The following is a 16,198-nucleotide window of genomic DNA, read 5'->3' as shown; positions in this document are numbered from 1 at the left end:
GGCTGCCCGGCTTGCAGCCCGGGCCCGGGACACCCTAGGATAGCGGTTTTGCTGTCGGGGTGCGGTTTCCATGCAGGTTGATCAGAACGGCTGGCTGAGCGAGGCAGCGCATTGCCCCTCCAGCCATTTCAATGAGCGTCCGGATTCGGACGACATTTCCCTGCTGGTGATCCACAACATCAGCCTGCCGCCGGGCCAGTTCGGCACCGGCTGCGTCCAGCAGTTCTTCAGCGGCACCCTGGATTGCTCAGCCCACCCCTATTTCCTGGAAATCGCCGATCTGCGTGTCTCGGCCCATTTCCTTGTCGAACGCGATGGCTCCATCACCCAGTTCGTATCCTGCCTGCAGCGCGCCTGGCATGCGGGTCGGTCAGCTTTTGGCGGGCGGGACAACTGCAATGACTTTTCCATCGGCGTCGAGCTGGAGGGCACCGACGAGCTGCCCTATACCGCCGCCCAGTATGACAGCCTGGTGAGGCTGACCCGGGCCCTGCGACGGGTCTATCCGCTGATCACGGCGCAACGTATTACCGGGCACGAGCATATTGCCCCGGGGCGCAAGACCGACCCCGGTCCGGCCTTTGACTGGAACTCCTACCTCGCGCGGCTCGACGCCCCTCTCGAAGAAGGTGAAGACTGATGAATTTTCTGGTGCTGTTGCTGGTTGGACTGATCCTGCTGTGGTCACCCTGGCAGCGCGGTTATCCGCGGGATCTGCTGCAGTCATGGGTGCTGCGCGCCGGTGCCATCGGGACTGGCTGGCGTGCGGTAGCGGCGGTGCTCGCGCTGCTGCTGCCGATCGCTGTGCTGTTGTGGCTGGTGCAGGGGGTGGCCTATGGGTTTCTCACCCTGGTGCTGCATGTGGCACTGATGCTGTTGTGCGTGGGACGGCACGATCCGCTGCGCGGTTTCGGTCGGGAGTTCGTGAGCGCCTGGCAGCGCGGCGACCAGGCGGCGGCCGCTCTGGTTGCAGAGCAGCAGCTGGGAGTGGTCGACTCCGCGCCGGCGGGGCTGCTGACCCAGGTGCGTGCACGCATGGCCGCGACCTGCCTGCAGGATTATCTGGTGCCGGCCTTCTGGTATCTGCTGGTCGGGCCGCTGGGGGCATTGGCCTATCGTCTGCTGGAGCTGCTGCGGCAGCAGGGGACGCATGCAGCGGTGCAGCCTGCGGGGATGCTGGTACACGCGCTGGAATGGATACCCGCCAGGCTGATGGCACTGAGCTTCGCCCTGGTCGGCCAGTTCGAGAGTACGCTGCGCACCCTGAGGTCGCTGGCTGCCCAGTGGGAACTGTCTGCCGGGGAGCTGGTGGCGCGGTGTGCAGCGGCGGCCCTGAGCACCGAGCGCGGCGCGGAGGACATTGCGGTGATTGACGAGCAGCGACAGCTGCTGGTCCGCTGCATACTCAGCTGGGCAGTGATCATCGCCTTTCTTTCCCTGCTGGGTTAAAGAAGCGGGAGGCAGCGCCGATAGAATGACAAGCGCCACCGGGATGCGACCGGCGGCAGGAGTACAAGAAATACTCCTGAAGGGAGTCAAGTTGTGAGGAGAGTCGCTTGAACAGTCTATTGGCACCGGCCATGGCCCTGATGAACAGGCTCAGTTACGCCTGGAAATTCTGTCTGATCAGTGCCCTGTGCTTCATCCCCCTGGTGGTGGTCAGCGGCCTGCTGGTTCATCAGGCCTGGGACCGGGTGCAGGCGTCACGCCACGCCCTGGACTCCATGCACATCCTGCGTCAGCTGGTACAGCTGATTCCGGATGCTGAGCGGGTCCGTGGTCTCGATATCGCCGCTTTCCATCTGGGTGTGGGTGATGAGGGAGCCGTGCTCGAGCAGCGCAGCCAGGAGGTGCGCCAGCGCATCATCTCCGGTCTTCAGGCTGTGGTCATCGAAGGCCACTCGGCGGAAGCGCGTGAACTCAACGAGCAGCGCGACGCCCTGGTGGCCGCCTATCGCGAAACCGCTACCGCCTCCCTGCGCAACCGCGGTCAGATGAGCACCCAGGCGCATGTGGACCTGCTGTCGCTGCTCACATTCAGCGCGGCCTACAGCGGCCTGTCCCATGACTACGACCGCGATGTGCGGCAACTGATGGATCTGCTGGTCAATCATGCCCCCCAGGTCACCTCCACCGTTGGTCTGGGCCGGGCCACAGGGGCCTACTCCATCGGTCTGGGCTACCTGAACTCCGATGCCAGCCGCTACATGGACTATGTGCTGGAGGAGATCCAGCGACTCGGGGGACAGTATGTCCAGGCCCAGGCGGTGCTGCAGCAACCCTCGCTGCAATCCCTGCGGGCATCGGCGGCGGCCAGCGTGGAGTCCCTGGAGCGGGTGGCGGAAATCTTCGAGGAGCAGGTGATCCTGGCATCCTCCTTTGACGATACCTGGGACGACTTCTTCCAGACCGTCACCCTGGAAATGAACAAGACCTACGACTTCAGCCATGCCGTGCTGGACCATCTGCAGCAGGCACTGGACCAGCGCCTGAGCGCCGGAAACCGGTCGATGACCCTGCTGGTGACGGCGCTGGCGGTGATCATGGTACTGATCATCTGGCTGTATCTGGGCTTCTACTTCTCCACCCGCCAGACCATCGGCGAGCTGTCCCTGGTGATGCGCCAGGTGGCCGCCGGTGACATGACCGGTCGGGTCAGGGTTGCCAGTCGGGATGAGCTTGGTGCCCTGGCACAGGAACTCAACGGCAGTCTGGAGCGCATTCAGAGCCTGATCCAGCACGTGCGCCGGACCTCGGGGCAGGTACACGACCAGTCGGCGGAGGTGGTCAGCATCTCCAGCGAGAGCAGCCAGGCAGTGGATGCCCAGCGCAACCAGATCGAGCAGGTAGCCACGGCCATGAACGAGATGGCCGCCACTTCCCAGGAGGTTGCCCGCAGCGCCGCGCTGGCAGCAACCAACGCCGAGCAGGTGAATCAGGAAACCCTCAGTGGCCGGCGGATGGTCGAGGCGTCCGTGGATGGCATCGAGAAGCTGGCTCAGGAAATCGAGAACTCGGTGAAGGTCATCAACAACCTGGCCGAGGACAGCGCTTCCATCAGTCGGGTGCTGGATGTGATCAAGGGCGTGGCCGAGCAGACCAACCTGCTGGCCCTGAACGCGGCCATCGAGGCGGCTCGGGCCGGCGAGCAGGGCCGCGGCTTTGCCGTGGTCGCCGACGAGGTCCGTACCCTGGCCCAGCGCACCCAGCAGTCGACCCAGGAAATCGAGCAGATGATCGCGCGTCTGCAGGAAGGGGTCGGCGCTGCGGTCAAGGCCATGGGCAGCAGTCATGGCATGACCGGCGAGGCGGTTGATTCCTCACTCAAGGTGCAGGCCGCGCTGGACAACATCCTGCGCGCCGTGACCCAGATCGTCGATCAGAGTCAGCAGATCGCCTCGGCGGCGGAGCAACAGACCGCCGTCAGCCACGATATCGACAAGAGCATCGTGGAGATCAACCATTCCGGCGAGCGTACCGCCGAAGGTGCCCGCCGTACCGAGCAGGCCAGCAGCCGCATGGGCGAACTGGTGAGCGAGCTGCAGAAGCTGATCAGCACCTTCCGCGTCTGAACCACCGTCCTGCCCCGGGCTGTCAGGCTTCGGGGCGGGGCTTGGGTTGCCAGAGCACCTCGGGGGTATTGTCCAGCCGGGCAATGCTGCGGGCGATGACAAACAGCAGGTCCGACAGGCGATTGAGATAGGCCATGGCCCGGGTGTTGATCGGCTCGGCGGCGGCCAGCGTCAGGTAGCGCCGTTCGGCGCGGCGACAGATGCTGCGCGCCAGATGGGCCTGGGCAATCAGCATCGATCCTCCCGGCAGGATGAATTCCCTCAATGGTGGCAGCTCGCTGTTGAAGCGGTCGATCAGCCGCTCCAGAGCGGCCACGTCCTCCTCCTCTATGATGTCCACGCCCGGCACGGCCAGTTCACCGCCGATATCAAACAACCGATGCTGGACCGGTGCCAGCGCCTCGACCAGGGGCTGCAGGGCGGAACTGCACATGCCGGCCAGCAAGACCCCCAGACTGCTGTTGAGCTCATCCACGGTGCCCATGGCCTCGATACGCGGACTGTCCTTGGGAACCCGGCTGCCGTCGGCCAGTCCTGTGGTGCCGGCGTCGCCGGTGCGGGTATAGAGTTTGCTCAGACGATAACCCATGAAGGTCTCCTCGGAAGTGCGGCGGCGGGACAGGGCGCAGCGCGGGACAGTTCAGTTGCGGGGCAGGCCGCGTTCGGTCAGGTGATTCTGCAGCTGCAGGTAGAGCGTGTCCAGTACGGGGGTGCTCAACCCGGCCTGCCGGGCACTGCGCCAGGCGTGACCGAGAATGAAGTCGATCTCGGTACGGCGGCCGGCGAGCACATCCTGGCGCATGGATGAGCTGTTGCTGGCGGTGGCTCGGATCACTGCCAGAATGCGCTCGCGCAGCTCGGCCAGTGACAGGCTCACGCCCTCGCTGGAGAGCAGGGCATGCAGCTCGGCGAGGAGGGGTTCGAAGATCGCGCCGGCCCGCTCCGGCACCTCGCCGTTGGGACAATCATGCAGGGCGCTGAGCGGGTTGATGGCGCAGTTGACCGCCAGCTTGAGCCAGAGCACCGGGAGTATGTCGGTTTCCCAGCGCCAGTCGATACCGGCACGGGTGAGCCGTTGCAACCAGTCCGGGGCAGGGGCGGCGGCGGGGTCACCGATCAGCGTCTGCCCGGAACCGGCCCAGACCACCTGGTTGGGGTTGCGCAACCAGGCGCCATCGGTGACGCTGGCGTAGAGAACGCGGTGATCGGGAAGCCGGCGGCTGACGGCCTGCTGGCTGCCCAGGCCGTTCTGCAGAAGCAGTATCTGGCTGTCCGGGGTGAGCCGGTGAACAACGCTGTCCAGGGCATCGGCCACCGCCCAGGCCTTGGTCGCTACCACCAGCAGACGTATGGGTTGCGCGGATTCGTCGGCCAGCTCCCCGGCGACCTTCAGCGCTGTGCTCCGGCCCTGCTGCTCGAGCAGCAGCAGGTTGTCACGCCGCCGCCAGGCGCAGACCGCTTCCCGGGTTCGCAGTATGAGTCGGCAGGGAACACCGGCCAGGGTACAGCGTGCGGCCAGCAGCAGCCCCAGGCTGCCGGCCCCCAGAATGTGCAGCGGGTCAGACAAGCTGGGGAATCCGCACTTCGGTGATCAGGTTGGTGGCCCAGGCCTGTTCCAGATGGGCCTCGACACCCTGCAGCATCTGGTCGGCATCGATGCGCGGATCATTTTTGCCCAGGGTACTCAAAGCCATGCCGGCGCGCAGGGACAGGTAGCCCTCGCTGGTCTTGAACGCCTTGAGGTTGAGGCCGTCGTGCAGACGGCGGAAGCTGTTGGGTTTGCATTCGTCGGCGTCGCTGCCAACCGTGCAGATGCCGAAGGTGCCGGGACCGATCCGGGCAATCACATCCATGGGTCGAACCAGTTGCTGCAGGCGTCTGGCGGCGCCGCGGAGCAGTTCCTGCTGCACGTGCTCGCCGAAACGGGTGCCCATATCCTCGTAATTCTGGATGCCCAGTACCAGCAGGGAGCAGAAACCACCGCGGGACTCGACCCGCTGCAGTGCATCGGCCAGACGTTGCAGCAGGTAGCGGCGGTTGCCCAGGGCGGTGAGGCTGTCGATCAGATTGTGTTCTTCAAGCAGGGCGTTGTTGCGGGCCAGCAGCTGATTCTCTTCCAGCAGGCGATTGATCAGCTGACTGATACGGTCGGCGGCAAAGATGCGCGGCAGCAGCTGTTCGCTCATTGCCGACTTGCTGATGAAGTCGTCCACGCCGCGGTCGAAGGCCTGTCCCAGCACGTTGTCGCCTTCCCGGGCGGTCAACAGCATGACGTAGGTGTAGTGGTTGGTCTGCTCGTCGCGCTGGCGTATGCGCATGGTCAGCTGCAGGCCATCCATTTCCGGCATGAGCCAGTCCGCCACCATGACACTGGCGGCCCGCTCCTCGTGCATCGCCAGGGCTGCCATGGCGGAGCTGGCGAAGCGGATGTCGGTGTACCCAGCCTGGGACAGCGTATGGCCTATGACCGCGCTGCTGAACTTGGTATCGTCCACCACCATTATGCTGAGTTGCGGGTTTGGCATGTCTGAGCTCCCTGCTGCCTGTATTATCAGCGACATCGCTATAATGCCACGACGTGCGGCTATTATTCTGCCATAACGGTCATAAAATCATGTTTATTTGAGGTTCCATCATGCCGTCCTTTGATGTCGTGTCCGAGCTGGACAAACACGAAGTCACCAATGCTGTCGATAATGCCATGAAGGAGTTGGATCGCCGATACGATCTCAAGGGCAAGGGCAGTTTCGAGTTCAACGACAAGCAGCTTACAGTGACCATCACTGCCGAGGCCGAGTTCCAGCTGGAGCAGATGCTGGAGATCCTGCGCCTGAGTTTGACCAAGCGCAAAATCGATGTGCAGTGCCTGGAGGTGAAGGATGCCTATGCCTCTGGCAAGAACATGAAGCAGGAAGTGGTGCTGCGCGAAGGCATCGATCAGGCGCTGGCGAAGAAGATTGTCGCCACCATCAAGGACTCCAAGATCAAGGTCCAGGCCGCCATCCAGGGCGAGCAGGTGCGGGTTACCGGCAAGAAGCGCGATGACCTGCAGGAAACCATGGCCCTGCTGCGCGGTGCCAAGCTCGACATGCCGCTGCAGTTCACCAACTTCCGCGACTGACCGCTGCCCGGGGCCGGCGGCCCCGGCCGCTCAATCCAGTCCCGGACGCTGCACCCGGTCCGGGTGCGCATGACGGATCAACAGGGCTGCCAGCACTATGGCCGGCAGGCCGGTCAGAGCGGTGACCATGAAGAAGGGCACCCAGCCCATGGCCGCCGCCATGACCCCGGTGAAGCCGGCGGCGAATTGCCCGGGCAGGGTCATCAGTGAGCTGAACAGGGCGTACTGGGTCGCCGTGTAGGCGGTATTGGTCAGACTCGACAGATAGGCGATGAACACCGAGATCGCCAGCCCTCCGGTGATGTTGTCGGCAATGATGGCCATCACCAGCCCCTGGGTCTGCGGACCCGTGTAGGCCAGCCAGGCAAACATCAGATTGGTCGCCGGCGCCATGAAGGCGGTCAGCAGCAGTATCGGCGCGATGCCGAAGCGCGCCACCAGCAGTCCCCCCAGTGCCGCACCGAGCAGAGTCATGGCCAGACCGAAGGCGGCAGCGATATTGGCGATCTGCGCCTTGCTGAAGCCCAGATCCAGATAGAAGGGGTTGGCCATCACTCCCATGAAGATGTCACTGATGCGGAAGGTTGCGACAAAGGCCAGGATCAGCAGCGCAGCCTTGCCGTAGCGCTGGAAGAATTCGGCGAAGGGGCAGACGATGGCGCCGATGAACCAGGCGGTGATGGTGCGCTGCCAGCCAGCGTGGTCGGTGCGGTCCAGATAGTCCGCCACGCGTTGCTCGAAGCGCACCGTGGTGCTGTCCACCGCCACCGCCGGCTCGGCAATCACCAGAGTCGTCACTACACCTACACCCATGAGTACCGCCATGGTGCCGTAGGCCAGCATCCAGCTGTCGATGGAGGCCAGGTGCAGTGCCCCGGCGCCGGCGGCAAGGATGGCCACCCGGTAGCCGGTGACATAGGTGGCGGCCATTGCCGCCTGGCGATGGCGGGCCTCGGCTTCCACCCGGTAGGCGTCGATGGCCACATCCTGGGTCGCCGAGCCGAAGGCCGCCAGTACTGCCCAGAGGGCGACCAGACTGAGATTCTCCCGGGGATCGGTCAGCGCCATGCCGAGCAGGGCACCGGCAATTACCAGCTGAGCCAGCAGCATCCAGGAGCGGCGTCGCCCCAGCAGGCGGCTGAGCAGGGGCAGGGGGGCGCGGTCGATCAGCGGTGCCCAGAGCACCTTGATCGAGTGGGCCATGCCGACCCAGCTGAGAAAACCGATGGCGGCCAGTTCTATGCCCAGATCCCGCAGCCAGGCGCTGAAGGTGCCGCCTACCAGCAGCAGCGGCAGGCCGGCGGAGAAGCCCAGAAACAGCATGCCGATCACGCGGGGTTTGAGGTAGACCTTCCAGCCCTCGCGCGCTGGTTCTGCCGTGGTGTCATTCATTCTGAAGCTGTCTCGATGGAATGGGGATGATCCGGCCAGCCATATCGGGCCATGCTGACGCGGCGGTTGCGCACCACCACCCCCTCGGCCAGCAGTCGCTGCAGCTGCTCGCGCCCGGCGGGGTGGTCCGCCGGCAATGATAGTTGGCCCTGACTGTTGAGTACACGGTGCCAGGGCAGACGGGTGTCATCCGGCAGCTGCCCCAGCCAGCGCCCGACCAGCCGCGCACCCCGGCCGAGCCCGGCCATCCGGGCCAGCTGACCGTAGCTGGTGACCCGCCCCGGCGGAATGGCGGCCAGCACTTGCCACACCGCTTCCCGTCGCAGGTCGGTGCCGTCAGGAGCAGCGCCGGAACGTTCAATCATGGATAATGTCTCTGGTTCTGTTCACTGTTGCGGATGATTGCCGATGTCGCGTTTTCTGTGGTTGCTGTCGTTGCTGTTCACCTGGCCGGTCATGGCCGATACCCTCTGGCTGGATAACGGCGATCGCCTGACCGGCCGTATCGAATTGATGGAGGGCAATCGACTCATACTGCAGACCGAATTCGCCGGGCAGGTAGCGGTGGATATCCGCCGCATACGTACCCTGGAGAGCGACGGTCCGCTGTTGATCAAGACCCGTGACGATACTAAGCGGGCCCGGCGCATTCAAGCGTCCGAGACGGAAGGGGAGATAGTGCTGGTCAACGGCGACACCCCACCGCAGCCGCTGCAGATTGCCGACCTGCGGCAGATCATGGAGCCGCAGCCGATCATCGAGGACTGGGTCTGGGACGGCCGGGCCACCTTCTCGCTGGAGCTGGACAACACCGAATCGCGCAAGCGCGATCTGGATATCGATGTGACCACCGAGGCGCGCCATGGCGACTGGCGTCACGTGCTGTCCAGCGAGTTCGAACGTGATTATCGCGATGACATCAAGAGCCGCCACTGGTGGGAGACCGACTATACCCTGAGCTGGTTCTTTGCCGACAAGTGGTTCTGGCAGAACCGGGTGAGCTACATGCGTGATCATCTGGGTGATATCGAGCGGCAGATTCAGATCGGTTCCGGTCCCGGTTACGAGTGGTGGAACAATGCCCTGGGCCGCTTCGAGACCTCGGCCCGCTTCGAGCACATCCGCATGGATGCCCGGGATGGTTCGGACAGCCGCACCAACGGTCTGGGTCTGAACTGGGATTACCGCCGTTATCTGTGGGGCAAGCGTTTCCAGCTGGTACACAATGCGGAAACCATCATTCCCAACGACAGCAATGTGGATTATCTGGTGGATGCCGAGCTGGGTCTGCGCTACCTGCTCAACAGCTGGGCGTCGCTGAGCCTGATGACCGAGTGGGATTACATCAGCAGCTCGGATGAGAAGAGTCAGAACGAGCGGCGCTACAAGCTGGGGCTGGGGGTCAACTGGTAGGAGGGGGCAGGAGAACGTCGAGCCCCTGGGAGCGTCGCCCCCTGGGAACGTTAAGCCTCCCGGGAACGTCGAGCACCAGCTCGATGGGCGGAGCTGCCCGCGGTGCCTCGGACGAGCTGGTGCTCGCCCCTCCCGGGATCAAGCCGTGCCTGCGGTGAAACGCTGCGTCCTGTCGCACGCCCGGCCTTGGCTCGGCTCTTGCCGGTAACGTCGAGCCTCCTGGGAACGTCGAGCACCAGCTCGATGATGGACGAGCCGGGGCTCGTCCCTCTCGGTTACGCTTTACAGACGCAGCCCCCCGTCCAGCTCGAGGATGCGACCGCTGTAGTAGTCGTTCTCGAACAGGTAGGCCGCCGAGTGGGCGATTTCCTCGGGTTTGCCCATGCGTCGCAGGGGAATGCCGGCGGTCATCTTCTCCAGCGCCTCGGGTTTCATGCTGGCGGTCATCTCGGTTTCGATGAAGCCCGGTGCGATACCGGCTACGCGGATGCCGTAACGGGCCAGTTCCTTCGCCCAGACCACGGTCATGGCGGCGACGCCGGCCTTGGCGGCGGAGTAGTTGGACTGGCCCATGTTGCCGGCCCGGGAGATCGAGGAAATGTTGATGATCAGGCCCTTGCTCTGCAGCTCGACCATCTTGGCGGCGACCTCGCGGGTGCACAGGAAGACCCCGGTCAGGTTGACGTCGATCACCGACTGCCACTGATTCAGCGGCATTTTCTGGATCTCGCCGTCCCGCACCTTGAGCAGCAGGCCATCGCGCAGGATGCCGGCGTTGTTGATCAGGCCGTTGATGGTGCCGAAGTCGCCGGCGACCTGGCTGACCATGTTGCTCACCTGATCCTCATTGGCGACGTTGCAGATGTAGGAGCGGGCATCGCCGCCGGCGCTCTTGCAGGCGGCGACGGCTTCGTCGAGGCGCTGCTGATCCAGGTCCACCAGAGCCAGGCGGGCGCCACGCCCGGCCAGATATTCAGCCATCGCCCGGCCCAGGCCCTGACCGCCACCGGTGACGATGATTACGCTGTCTTTCAATTGCATGCGAATACTTCCTTAACGGGGTGCTTGTTGTTGGAGCCACAAGCATGCATCAGACCGTACGCAATATGAAATACCCGAAAGGTCGAGCATGACCCCAGGCCTTGAAACGCCGGGGATACGCCCCATATAGAAATTTTGCAATCACACACGAGGTGCTCATGCCCCTGTTGCGCATACTGTTGCTGGCCTTCCCGCTGATCGAGCTGGCCAGTCTGATCCTGCTGGGTCAGGCCGTCGGCGTAGGCTGGACGCTGTTCTGGGTGCTGTTTACCGGTGTTCTGGGTCTGATGCTCATCCAGCGGCAGGGCTGGGGCATGTTCCAGCGGCTGCAACAGCAGATGCTGGCCAACCGCAATCCAGGTGCCGTGCTCAAGTCCGGCATGTGGGGCGTGCTGGCCGGGGCGCTGATCGCCTTTCCCGGGCTGGTCAGCGATGTGCTGGCGCTGCCCTGCCTGATCATGGCTCTGCGTCATCGTGGCGGCGGCTCCGGCCCGGGTGGCGGCAATGACCAGGGTCCGCGGACCTACCGGCGCGGAGAATACACCATCATCGAGGGTGAATGGCAGGCAGGTGATCCACCCCGTGAGCGGGATTCCTCGCGCCTGCGGGACCATTGAAAATTTTCCGGGGCAGCCCTTGAAATGGCAAAAGCGATCCCCATAAAGGATGCACGAGATTTTCGGCCTCCGGTGACGGTGGCCGTTTGAACAGGGGCGCGCAGCGCCCTTCAGGCCGGTGGCCTGAGCTTTTACTGGAATGCCGGGAAACCGGCGATTTGCTTACTATTGGGAGACTCACAACGATGAAAATCCGTCCGTTACACGATCGCGTAGTCGTTCGTCGCAGCGAAGAAGAAACCAAAACCGCTGGCGGTATCGTTCTGCCTGGCTCTGCAGCAGAAAAGCCGAACACCGGTGTGGTGGTCGCTGTTGGTACCGGGCGTCTGCTGGACAATGGTGAAGTACGTTCCCTGGCCGTGAAGGAAGGTGACAAGGTAGTGTTCGGCCCTTACTCCGGCAGCAGCACCATCAAGATCGATGGTGAAGAGCTGCTGATCATGAGCGAATCCGAAATCTACGGTGTCCTCGAAGGCTGAGACGCCACCGTTCATCCGCAAGAGAATTCATTGAAGGAAAGTGAAAATGGCTGCTAAAGAAGTATTGTTTGACGTCGCCGCTCGCAACAAGATGCTGGAAGGGGTTAACGTTCTGGCCAACGCGGTCAAGTCCACCCTGGGGCCGAAGGGCCGCAACGTTCTGATCGAGCGCAGCTTCGGTGCTCCACTGATCACCAAGGACGGCGTTTCCGTTGCCAAGGAAATCGAGCTGAAGGACCGCTTCGAGAACATGGGTGCGCAACTGGTCAAGGACGTTGCCTCCCGTGCCAACGATGACGCCGGTGACGGTACCACTACTGCTACCGTTCTGGCCCAGGCCATCGTTACCGAAGGTCTGAAGGCGGTTGCCGCCGGCATGAACCCGATGGACCTGAAGCGTGGTATCGACAAGGCTACCGCTGCCGTTGTTGCCGAGCTGAAGAACCTGGCCAAGCCCTGCGCCGACTCCAAGTCCATCGCCCAGGTAGGCACCATCTCCGCCAACTCCGACGAGTCCATCGGCAAGATCATTGCCGAAGCCATGGATCGCGTTGGCAAGGAAGGTGTGATCACCGTTGAGGAAGGGTCCGGTCTGGAGAACGAGCTGTCCGTGGTTGAGGGCATGCAGTTCGACCGCGGCTACCTGTCCCCGTACTTCATCAACAAGCCGGACACCATGTCCGCCGAGCTGGACAACCCGTACATCCTGCTGGTTGACAAGAAGATCTCCAACATCCGCGAAATGCTGCCGGTGCTGGAAGCTGTGGCCAAGGCCGGTCGTCCGCTGATGATCATCGCCGAGGACGTTGAAGGTGAAGCGCTGGCCACCCTGGTGGTCAACAACATGCGCGGCATCGTCAAGGTGGCTGCGGTCAAGGCCCCGGGCTTCGGTGATCGTCGCAAGGCCATGCTGCAGGATATCGCCATCCTGACCGGCGGTACCGTGATCAGCGAAGAAGTGGGTCTGAACCTGGAAACCACTACCCTGGAGCACCTGGGTCAGGCCAAGCGCGTGCAGATCAACAAGGACAACTCCACCATCATCGACGGTGCTGGTGCCCAGTCCGACATCGAAGCCCGCGTTGCCCAGATCCGCAAGCAGGTGGAAGAAACCACTTCCGATTACGACAAGGAAAAACTGCAGGAGCGTCTGGCCAAGCTGGCTGGCGGTGTTGCCGTAATCAAGGTTGGCGCTGCCACCGAAGTGGAAATGAAAGAGAAGAAGCACCGCGTGGAAGACGCGCTGCACGCTACCCGCGCTGCCGTGGAAGAGGGCGTGGTACCTGGCGGTGGCGTAGCTCTGGTTCGCACCCTGGTGGCCTTCGAAAACCTGCAGGGCGACAACGAAGACCAGAACGTGGGCATCAAGCTGCTGCGTCGCGCCATCGAAGCGCCGCTGCGCCAGATCGTCACCAACGCTGGTGAAGAAGCTGCCGTGGTCCTGCAGGAAGTGCGCGCTGGCGAAGGCAACTACGGTTACAACGCTGCCACCGGTGAGTACGGCGACATGATCGAGATGGGTATCCTGGATCCGGCCAAGGTGACCCGCAGCGCCCTGCAGGCTGCTGCTTCGGTTGCCAGTCTGATGATCACCACCCAGGCCATGATTGCCGAGCTGCCGGAAGAGAAGCCGGCCATGCCCGACATGAGCGGCATGGGTGGAATGGGCGGCATGGGCGGCATGATGTAATCAGCCGACCCGGCTAACCAAGCCAGTCAGAACCCCGGTACGGGCCAGCCCGTACCGGGGTTTTTTCATGTCTGGAAATTGGTCAAGGTCAAAGGCGGCGCGACGGCGGCCGGTGGGGCAGGTGCAGGCCGGGGCGGCGGCCCCGGCCTCTGCTCAGTGGGCTATCTGGCCCAGCTTCTGGCCCATGCGTACCAGGGCGCCGGCCTGCACATGCTCTTCCCAGCGTGCCTGGCCGGGGCCGAACAGGACGATGGCGGTGGAACCCAGCTTGAAACGGCCCATTTCCGCGCCGCGTTCCAGCTCGGGCGCGCGGGTGTCATACCGCTGGCTGCGGACCCGACGAAGCGGCGGTGCCACCAGCCCCGCCCAGACTGTCTCGATGGAGGCCACAATCATGGCCCCGACCAGCACCACGGCCATGGGGCCGGCCTGGGTATCGAACAGGCAGACGACCCGCTCGTTGCGGGCGAACAGCTCGGGCACATTCTCGGCGGTGGTCTGGTTGACCGAGAACAGTCTGCCCGGCACATGGATCATTTCCCGCAGGGTGCCGCCCAGGGGCATGTGCACCCGGTGGTAGTCGCTCGGCGACAGGTATACGGTGGCGAACTCGCCGCCCTGGAACAGCGCGGCGTGCTCCGGGTTGCCGCCGAGCAGTTCCAGCACGCTGAAGCTGTGGCCCTTGGCCTGGAAGATGCGGCCATGCTCGATGCGGCCCAGCTGGCTGATGGCGCCATCGGCCGGGCAGAGGATGCTGTCCGCGCCCGGATCCAGCGGCCGGGCATCGGCCACCAGGGCACGGGTGAAGAAGTCGTTGAAGCAGGCATAGGCGGTGGGATCCTGTTCCACGGCCTGGGTCATGTCGACCTGATAGCGCTTGACGAACCAGTTGATGAAGGGGTTCTTGACCCAGTCCCAGGTGCAGTTGGCCAGTGCGCCCGCCAGGCGCGACAGCAGATGGTGGGGTAACAGGTACTGGGACAGGATGAATAAACGGTCACGCATGCGTCAGCAGCCTCAGATCTCTACGGGGGTGTCAGGGTGGTTGCCCCATTCGGACCAGGAGCCGGCGTAGGCCCTGATGCGGGGATAACCGAGAATTTTTGCCGCCAGGTAGGTGAAACCGGAGCGGTGGTGGGTCTGGCAGTGGGTGACCACCTCCTTGTCCGGCGTGATACCCAGCGCCTGCAGACGGCTGGCCAGATCCGCGCGCAGGCGCAGCCCGCGTTGCGGGTCCATGCCCGAGGTCCACTCGAAGTTGATCGCCCCGGGAATATGTCCGCCCTTGGCGGCAAACACCCGCACACCCTGGTGCTCGGCGGGGGAGCGGGCGTCCCAGATGACCCGGTCCGGGTTGTCCAGATCAGCCATCAGGGTATCCACGTCTATGGTGGGGCTGGTATCTATCTGCAGGGTCGGCTGGGTGGGCTCGACCTGATTGATCTGGCGCTCCAGGGGCAGACCCTCGTCGTGCCAGGCCACCAAGCCGCCGTTGATATAGCTGTATCTGTGATGCTCGACGCTGTCGAGCAGCCAGATGAAACGGCCGGCCCAGCCGCCACCCTCGTCGTCGTAGACAATATAATGCAGCTGGTCGTGATGGCCCAGGCTGCCGAGGATATGCTGCAGGCTCTGCACATCGGGCAGCAGGCCGGGGCGCGGCGCCGGGGAGATCAGGCTGCCCGGCGGCAGGTGCACGGCGCCGGGAATATGGCCGGCCAGGTACTGCTCCGAGCGGCTCAGATCCACCAGCCGGAAGCGGGTCGGATCCAGCTCGGCCGGTAGATCGGTGGGCTCCAGCAGGAGGGGAAGGGTGGTGTCGGTCATGATCTGTTCCAATTATTCCTGTGCCGGTGCGCCAGCCGGTGACCGGCTGACGTTATAATGCGCTCAAAATTTTCCGGGGCTGGCCGATAGCAGGGAGTCGGCGCAGTCCTCTGCGTGTGGTTGCGGCATGCCGACTGCAGACTATAACGCGAAAGCGGCCGAGTTGCTGTTCAGGGATCGTGAGTTCTTATGTTGAAAATTGCGGGTTATGTGGTTGTCATCGCCAGCGTGCTGGGCGGTTTTCTCATGTCCGGCGGCGCGCTCGCCGCGTTGTGGCATCCATTCGAGATAGTGATCATAGGTGGTGCAGCCTTCGGCGCCTTCCTGGTGGCCAACAACCTGTCACTGGTGAAGGGCGTCTTTGCCAAGATACCCCAGATCATCTTCGGTCACCGCTACAGCAAGCCCTTCTATCTGGACGTACTCGGGCTGCTCTACGAGATCCTCAACAAGAGTCGCCGCGAGGGCATGATGGCCATCGAGGCGGACGTCGAGGAGCCGCGGGAGAGCCCGATCTTTGCCAAGTACCCTGCCATTCTCAAGGATGAGCGCATGACGGCGTTCATCTGCGACTACCTGCGCATCATGTCCACCGGCACCATGGCGCCGCACGAGCTCGAAGCGCTGTTCGATGTGGAAATCTCCACCCTGACCGAGGAGCTGAGCGAGCCGTCCCATGCACTGAACCGGGTGGCGGATGCCCTGCCGGGCTTCGGTATCGTCGCGGCGGTACTGGGCATCGTCATCACCATGAGCATCCTCGGTGAGGCGGACAACGCCATGATCGGCGAGAAGGTGGCCACCGCCCTGGTCGGTACCTTCCTGGGGATCCTTGCCGCCTACGGTTTCGTCGGACCCTTTGCCGCGGCCATGCAGCAGGATGCCAACGAGGAAGCCAATACCTACGAGGCAATCAAGATGTGCCTGGTCGCCAGTGCCCAGGGTCTGCCCCCGGCGCTGGCCGTGGAGTTCGGGCGCAAGGCTCTGTTCGCGGCGGCCCGCCCGAGCTTTGCCGAGCTGGAAGCTTCGGTCAAGGGGCGCTGAGT

Annotated in this window: 17 protein-coding genes; 9 read left to right on the top strand and 8 right to left on the bottom strand. The window is 63.6% G+C overall.

Going from position 1 to position 16,198, the window contains the following annotated elements; genetic code table 11:
- Positions 1–70: 70 nt before the first annotated feature.
- The 3 genes from ampD (at position 71) to VF673_RS07425 (ending at position 3,572) form a co-directional block, all read left to right on the top strand.
- Positions 71–640, top strand: a complete 570-nt coding sequence (gene ampD, locus VF673_RS07435; RefSeq protein WP_440291455.1) for a 1,6-anhydro-N-acetylmuramyl-L-alanine amidase AmpD — start codon at positions 71–73, stop codon at positions 638–640.
- Positions 640–1,449, top strand: coding sequence for a regulatory signaling modulator protein AmpE (gene ampE, locus VF673_RS07430; protein WP_440291454.1), 810 nt, complete (start codon positions 640–642; stop codon positions 1,447–1,449). The genes ampD and ampE overlap by 1 nt, the downstream gene beginning before the upstream one ends.
- A 107-nt stretch (positions 1,450–1,556) precedes the next feature.
- The gene (locus tag VF673_RS07425; protein WP_440291453.1) at positions 1,557–3,572 is read left to right on the top strand and encodes a methyl-accepting chemotaxis protein; all 2,016 of its coding nucleotides are present in this window, start codon (positions 1,557–1,559) and stop codon (positions 3,570–3,572) included.
- Positions 3,573–3,594: 22 nt separating this feature from the next.
- Here VF673_RS07425 and VF673_RS07420 read toward each other — a convergent pair whose 3' ends face one another.
- Genes VF673_RS07420 through VF673_RS07410 form a run of 3 tightly spaced genes read right to left on the bottom strand, consistent with a single transcriptional unit; the run spans position 3,595 to position 6,097 of the window.
- A complete protein-coding gene (locus VF673_RS07420) occupies positions 3,595–4,161 on the bottom strand; it encodes a cob(I)yrinic acid a,c-diamide adenosyltransferase (protein WP_090536435.1) in 567 nt (188 codons plus the stop codon).
- Positions 4,162–4,212: 51 nt separating this feature from the next.
- Positions 4,213–5,139 (bottom strand): 2-dehydropantoate 2-reductase, encoded by a 927-nt coding sequence (locus VF673_RS07415; protein WP_440291452.1) that lies wholly within the window; start codon positions 5,137–5,139, stop codon positions 4,213–4,215.
- Entirely contained in the window at positions 5,132–6,097 is a 966-nt protein-coding gene (locus tag VF673_RS07410) for a GGDEF domain-containing response regulator (RefSeq protein ID WP_440291451.1), read from the bottom strand. Before VF673_RS07410 ends, VF673_RS07415 begins: the two co-directional genes overlap by 8 nt.
- A gap of 110 nt (positions 6,098–6,207) precedes the next feature.
- On the opposite strand from VF673_RS07410, the gene VF673_RS07405 reads away from it, so the two are divergent.
- The gene (locus VF673_RS07405) at positions 6,208–6,693 is read left to right on the top strand and encodes a YajQ family cyclic di-GMP-binding protein (RefSeq protein WP_090536439.1); all 486 of its coding nucleotides are present in this window, start codon (positions 6,208–6,210) and stop codon (positions 6,691–6,693) included.
- 30 nt (positions 6,694–6,723) lie between these two features.
- Here VF673_RS07405 and VF673_RS07400 read toward each other — a convergent pair whose 3' ends face one another.
- On the bottom strand, positions 6,724–8,085 hold the full coding sequence (locus VF673_RS07400; protein ID WP_273126280.1) for an AmpG family muropeptide MFS transporter: 1,362 nt from the start codon (positions 8,083–8,085) through the stop codon (positions 6,724–6,726).
- Positions 8,082–8,450, bottom strand: coding sequence for an MGMT family protein (locus VF673_RS07395; RefSeq protein WP_273126278.1), 369 nt, complete (start codon positions 8,448–8,450; stop codon positions 8,082–8,084). The genes VF673_RS07400 and VF673_RS07395 overlap by 4 nt, the downstream gene beginning before the upstream one ends.
- 43 nt (positions 8,451–8,493) lie before the next feature.
- Here VF673_RS07395 and VF673_RS07390 point away from each other — a divergent pair, with 43 nt between their 5' ends.
- Entirely contained in the window at positions 8,494–9,498 is a 1,005-nt protein-coding gene (locus tag VF673_RS07390) for a DUF481 domain-containing protein (protein WP_440291450.1), read from the top strand.
- 282 nt (positions 9,499–9,780) lie between these two features.
- On the opposite strand, the gene VF673_RS07385 is transcribed toward VF673_RS07390, so the two are convergent.
- Positions 9,781–10,539: an SDR family oxidoreductase gene (locus tag VF673_RS07385; RefSeq protein ID WP_090536449.1), complete on the bottom strand. Its 759-nt coding sequence runs from the start codon at positions 10,537–10,539 to the stop codon at positions 9,781–9,783.
- Between the two features lie 158 nt (positions 10,540–10,697).
- Here VF673_RS07385 and VF673_RS07380 point away from each other — a divergent pair, with 158 nt between their 5' ends.
- The 3 genes from VF673_RS07380 to groL all read left to right on the top strand — a co-directional run bounded on the left by VF673_RS07380 (position 10,698) and on the right by groL (position 13,325).
- On the top strand, positions 10,698–11,156 hold the full coding sequence (locus VF673_RS07380) for an FxsA family protein (RefSeq protein ID WP_440291449.1): 459 nt from the start codon (positions 10,698–10,700) through the stop codon (positions 11,154–11,156).
- A 185-nt stretch (positions 11,157–11,341) separates the two neighbouring features.
- Entirely contained in the window at positions 11,342–11,635 is a 294-nt protein-coding gene (locus tag VF673_RS07375; RefSeq protein ID WP_090536453.1) for a co-chaperone GroES, read from the top strand.
- Positions 11,636–11,681: 46 nt separating this feature from the next.
- Positions 11,682–13,325, top strand: a complete 1,644-nt coding sequence (gene groL / locus VF673_RS07370; protein ID WP_440291448.1) for a chaperonin GroEL — start codon at positions 11,682–11,684, stop codon at positions 13,323–13,325.
- Positions 13,326–13,478: 153 nt separating this feature from the next.
- Here the strand turns inward: groL and asd are convergent, their stop codons facing one another.
- Positions 13,479–14,330 (bottom strand): archaetidylserine decarboxylase, encoded by an 852-nt coding sequence (gene asd / locus VF673_RS07365; RefSeq protein WP_440291447.1) that lies wholly within the window; start codon positions 14,328–14,330, stop codon positions 13,479–13,481.
- Positions 14,331–14,342: 12 nt separating this feature from the next.
- On the bottom strand, positions 14,343–15,152 hold the full coding sequence (locus VF673_RS07360) for a rhodanese-like domain-containing protein (RefSeq protein WP_440291446.1): 810 nt from the start codon (positions 15,150–15,152) through the stop codon (positions 14,343–14,345).
- Positions 15,153–15,341: 189 nt separating this feature from the next.
- Between VF673_RS07360 and motA the strand changes: the two genes are divergently transcribed.
- Positions 15,342–16,196 (top strand): flagellar motor stator protein MotA, encoded by an 855-nt coding sequence (gene motA, locus VF673_RS07355; RefSeq protein ID WP_090536461.1) that lies wholly within the window; start codon positions 15,342–15,344, stop codon positions 16,194–16,196.
- Positions 16,197–16,198: the final 2 nt, after the last annotated feature.

This window comes from Halopseudomonas sp. Lyrl_26 (genome assembly GCF_051948695.1).
GTDB classification, from domain to species: Bacteria; Pseudomonadota; Gammaproteobacteria; order Pseudomonadales; family Pseudomonadaceae; genus Halopseudomonas; species Halopseudomonas formosensis.
Note: the sequence above shows the minus strand (reverse complement) of the source record. Positions and strands in the feature narration are given on the sequence as shown.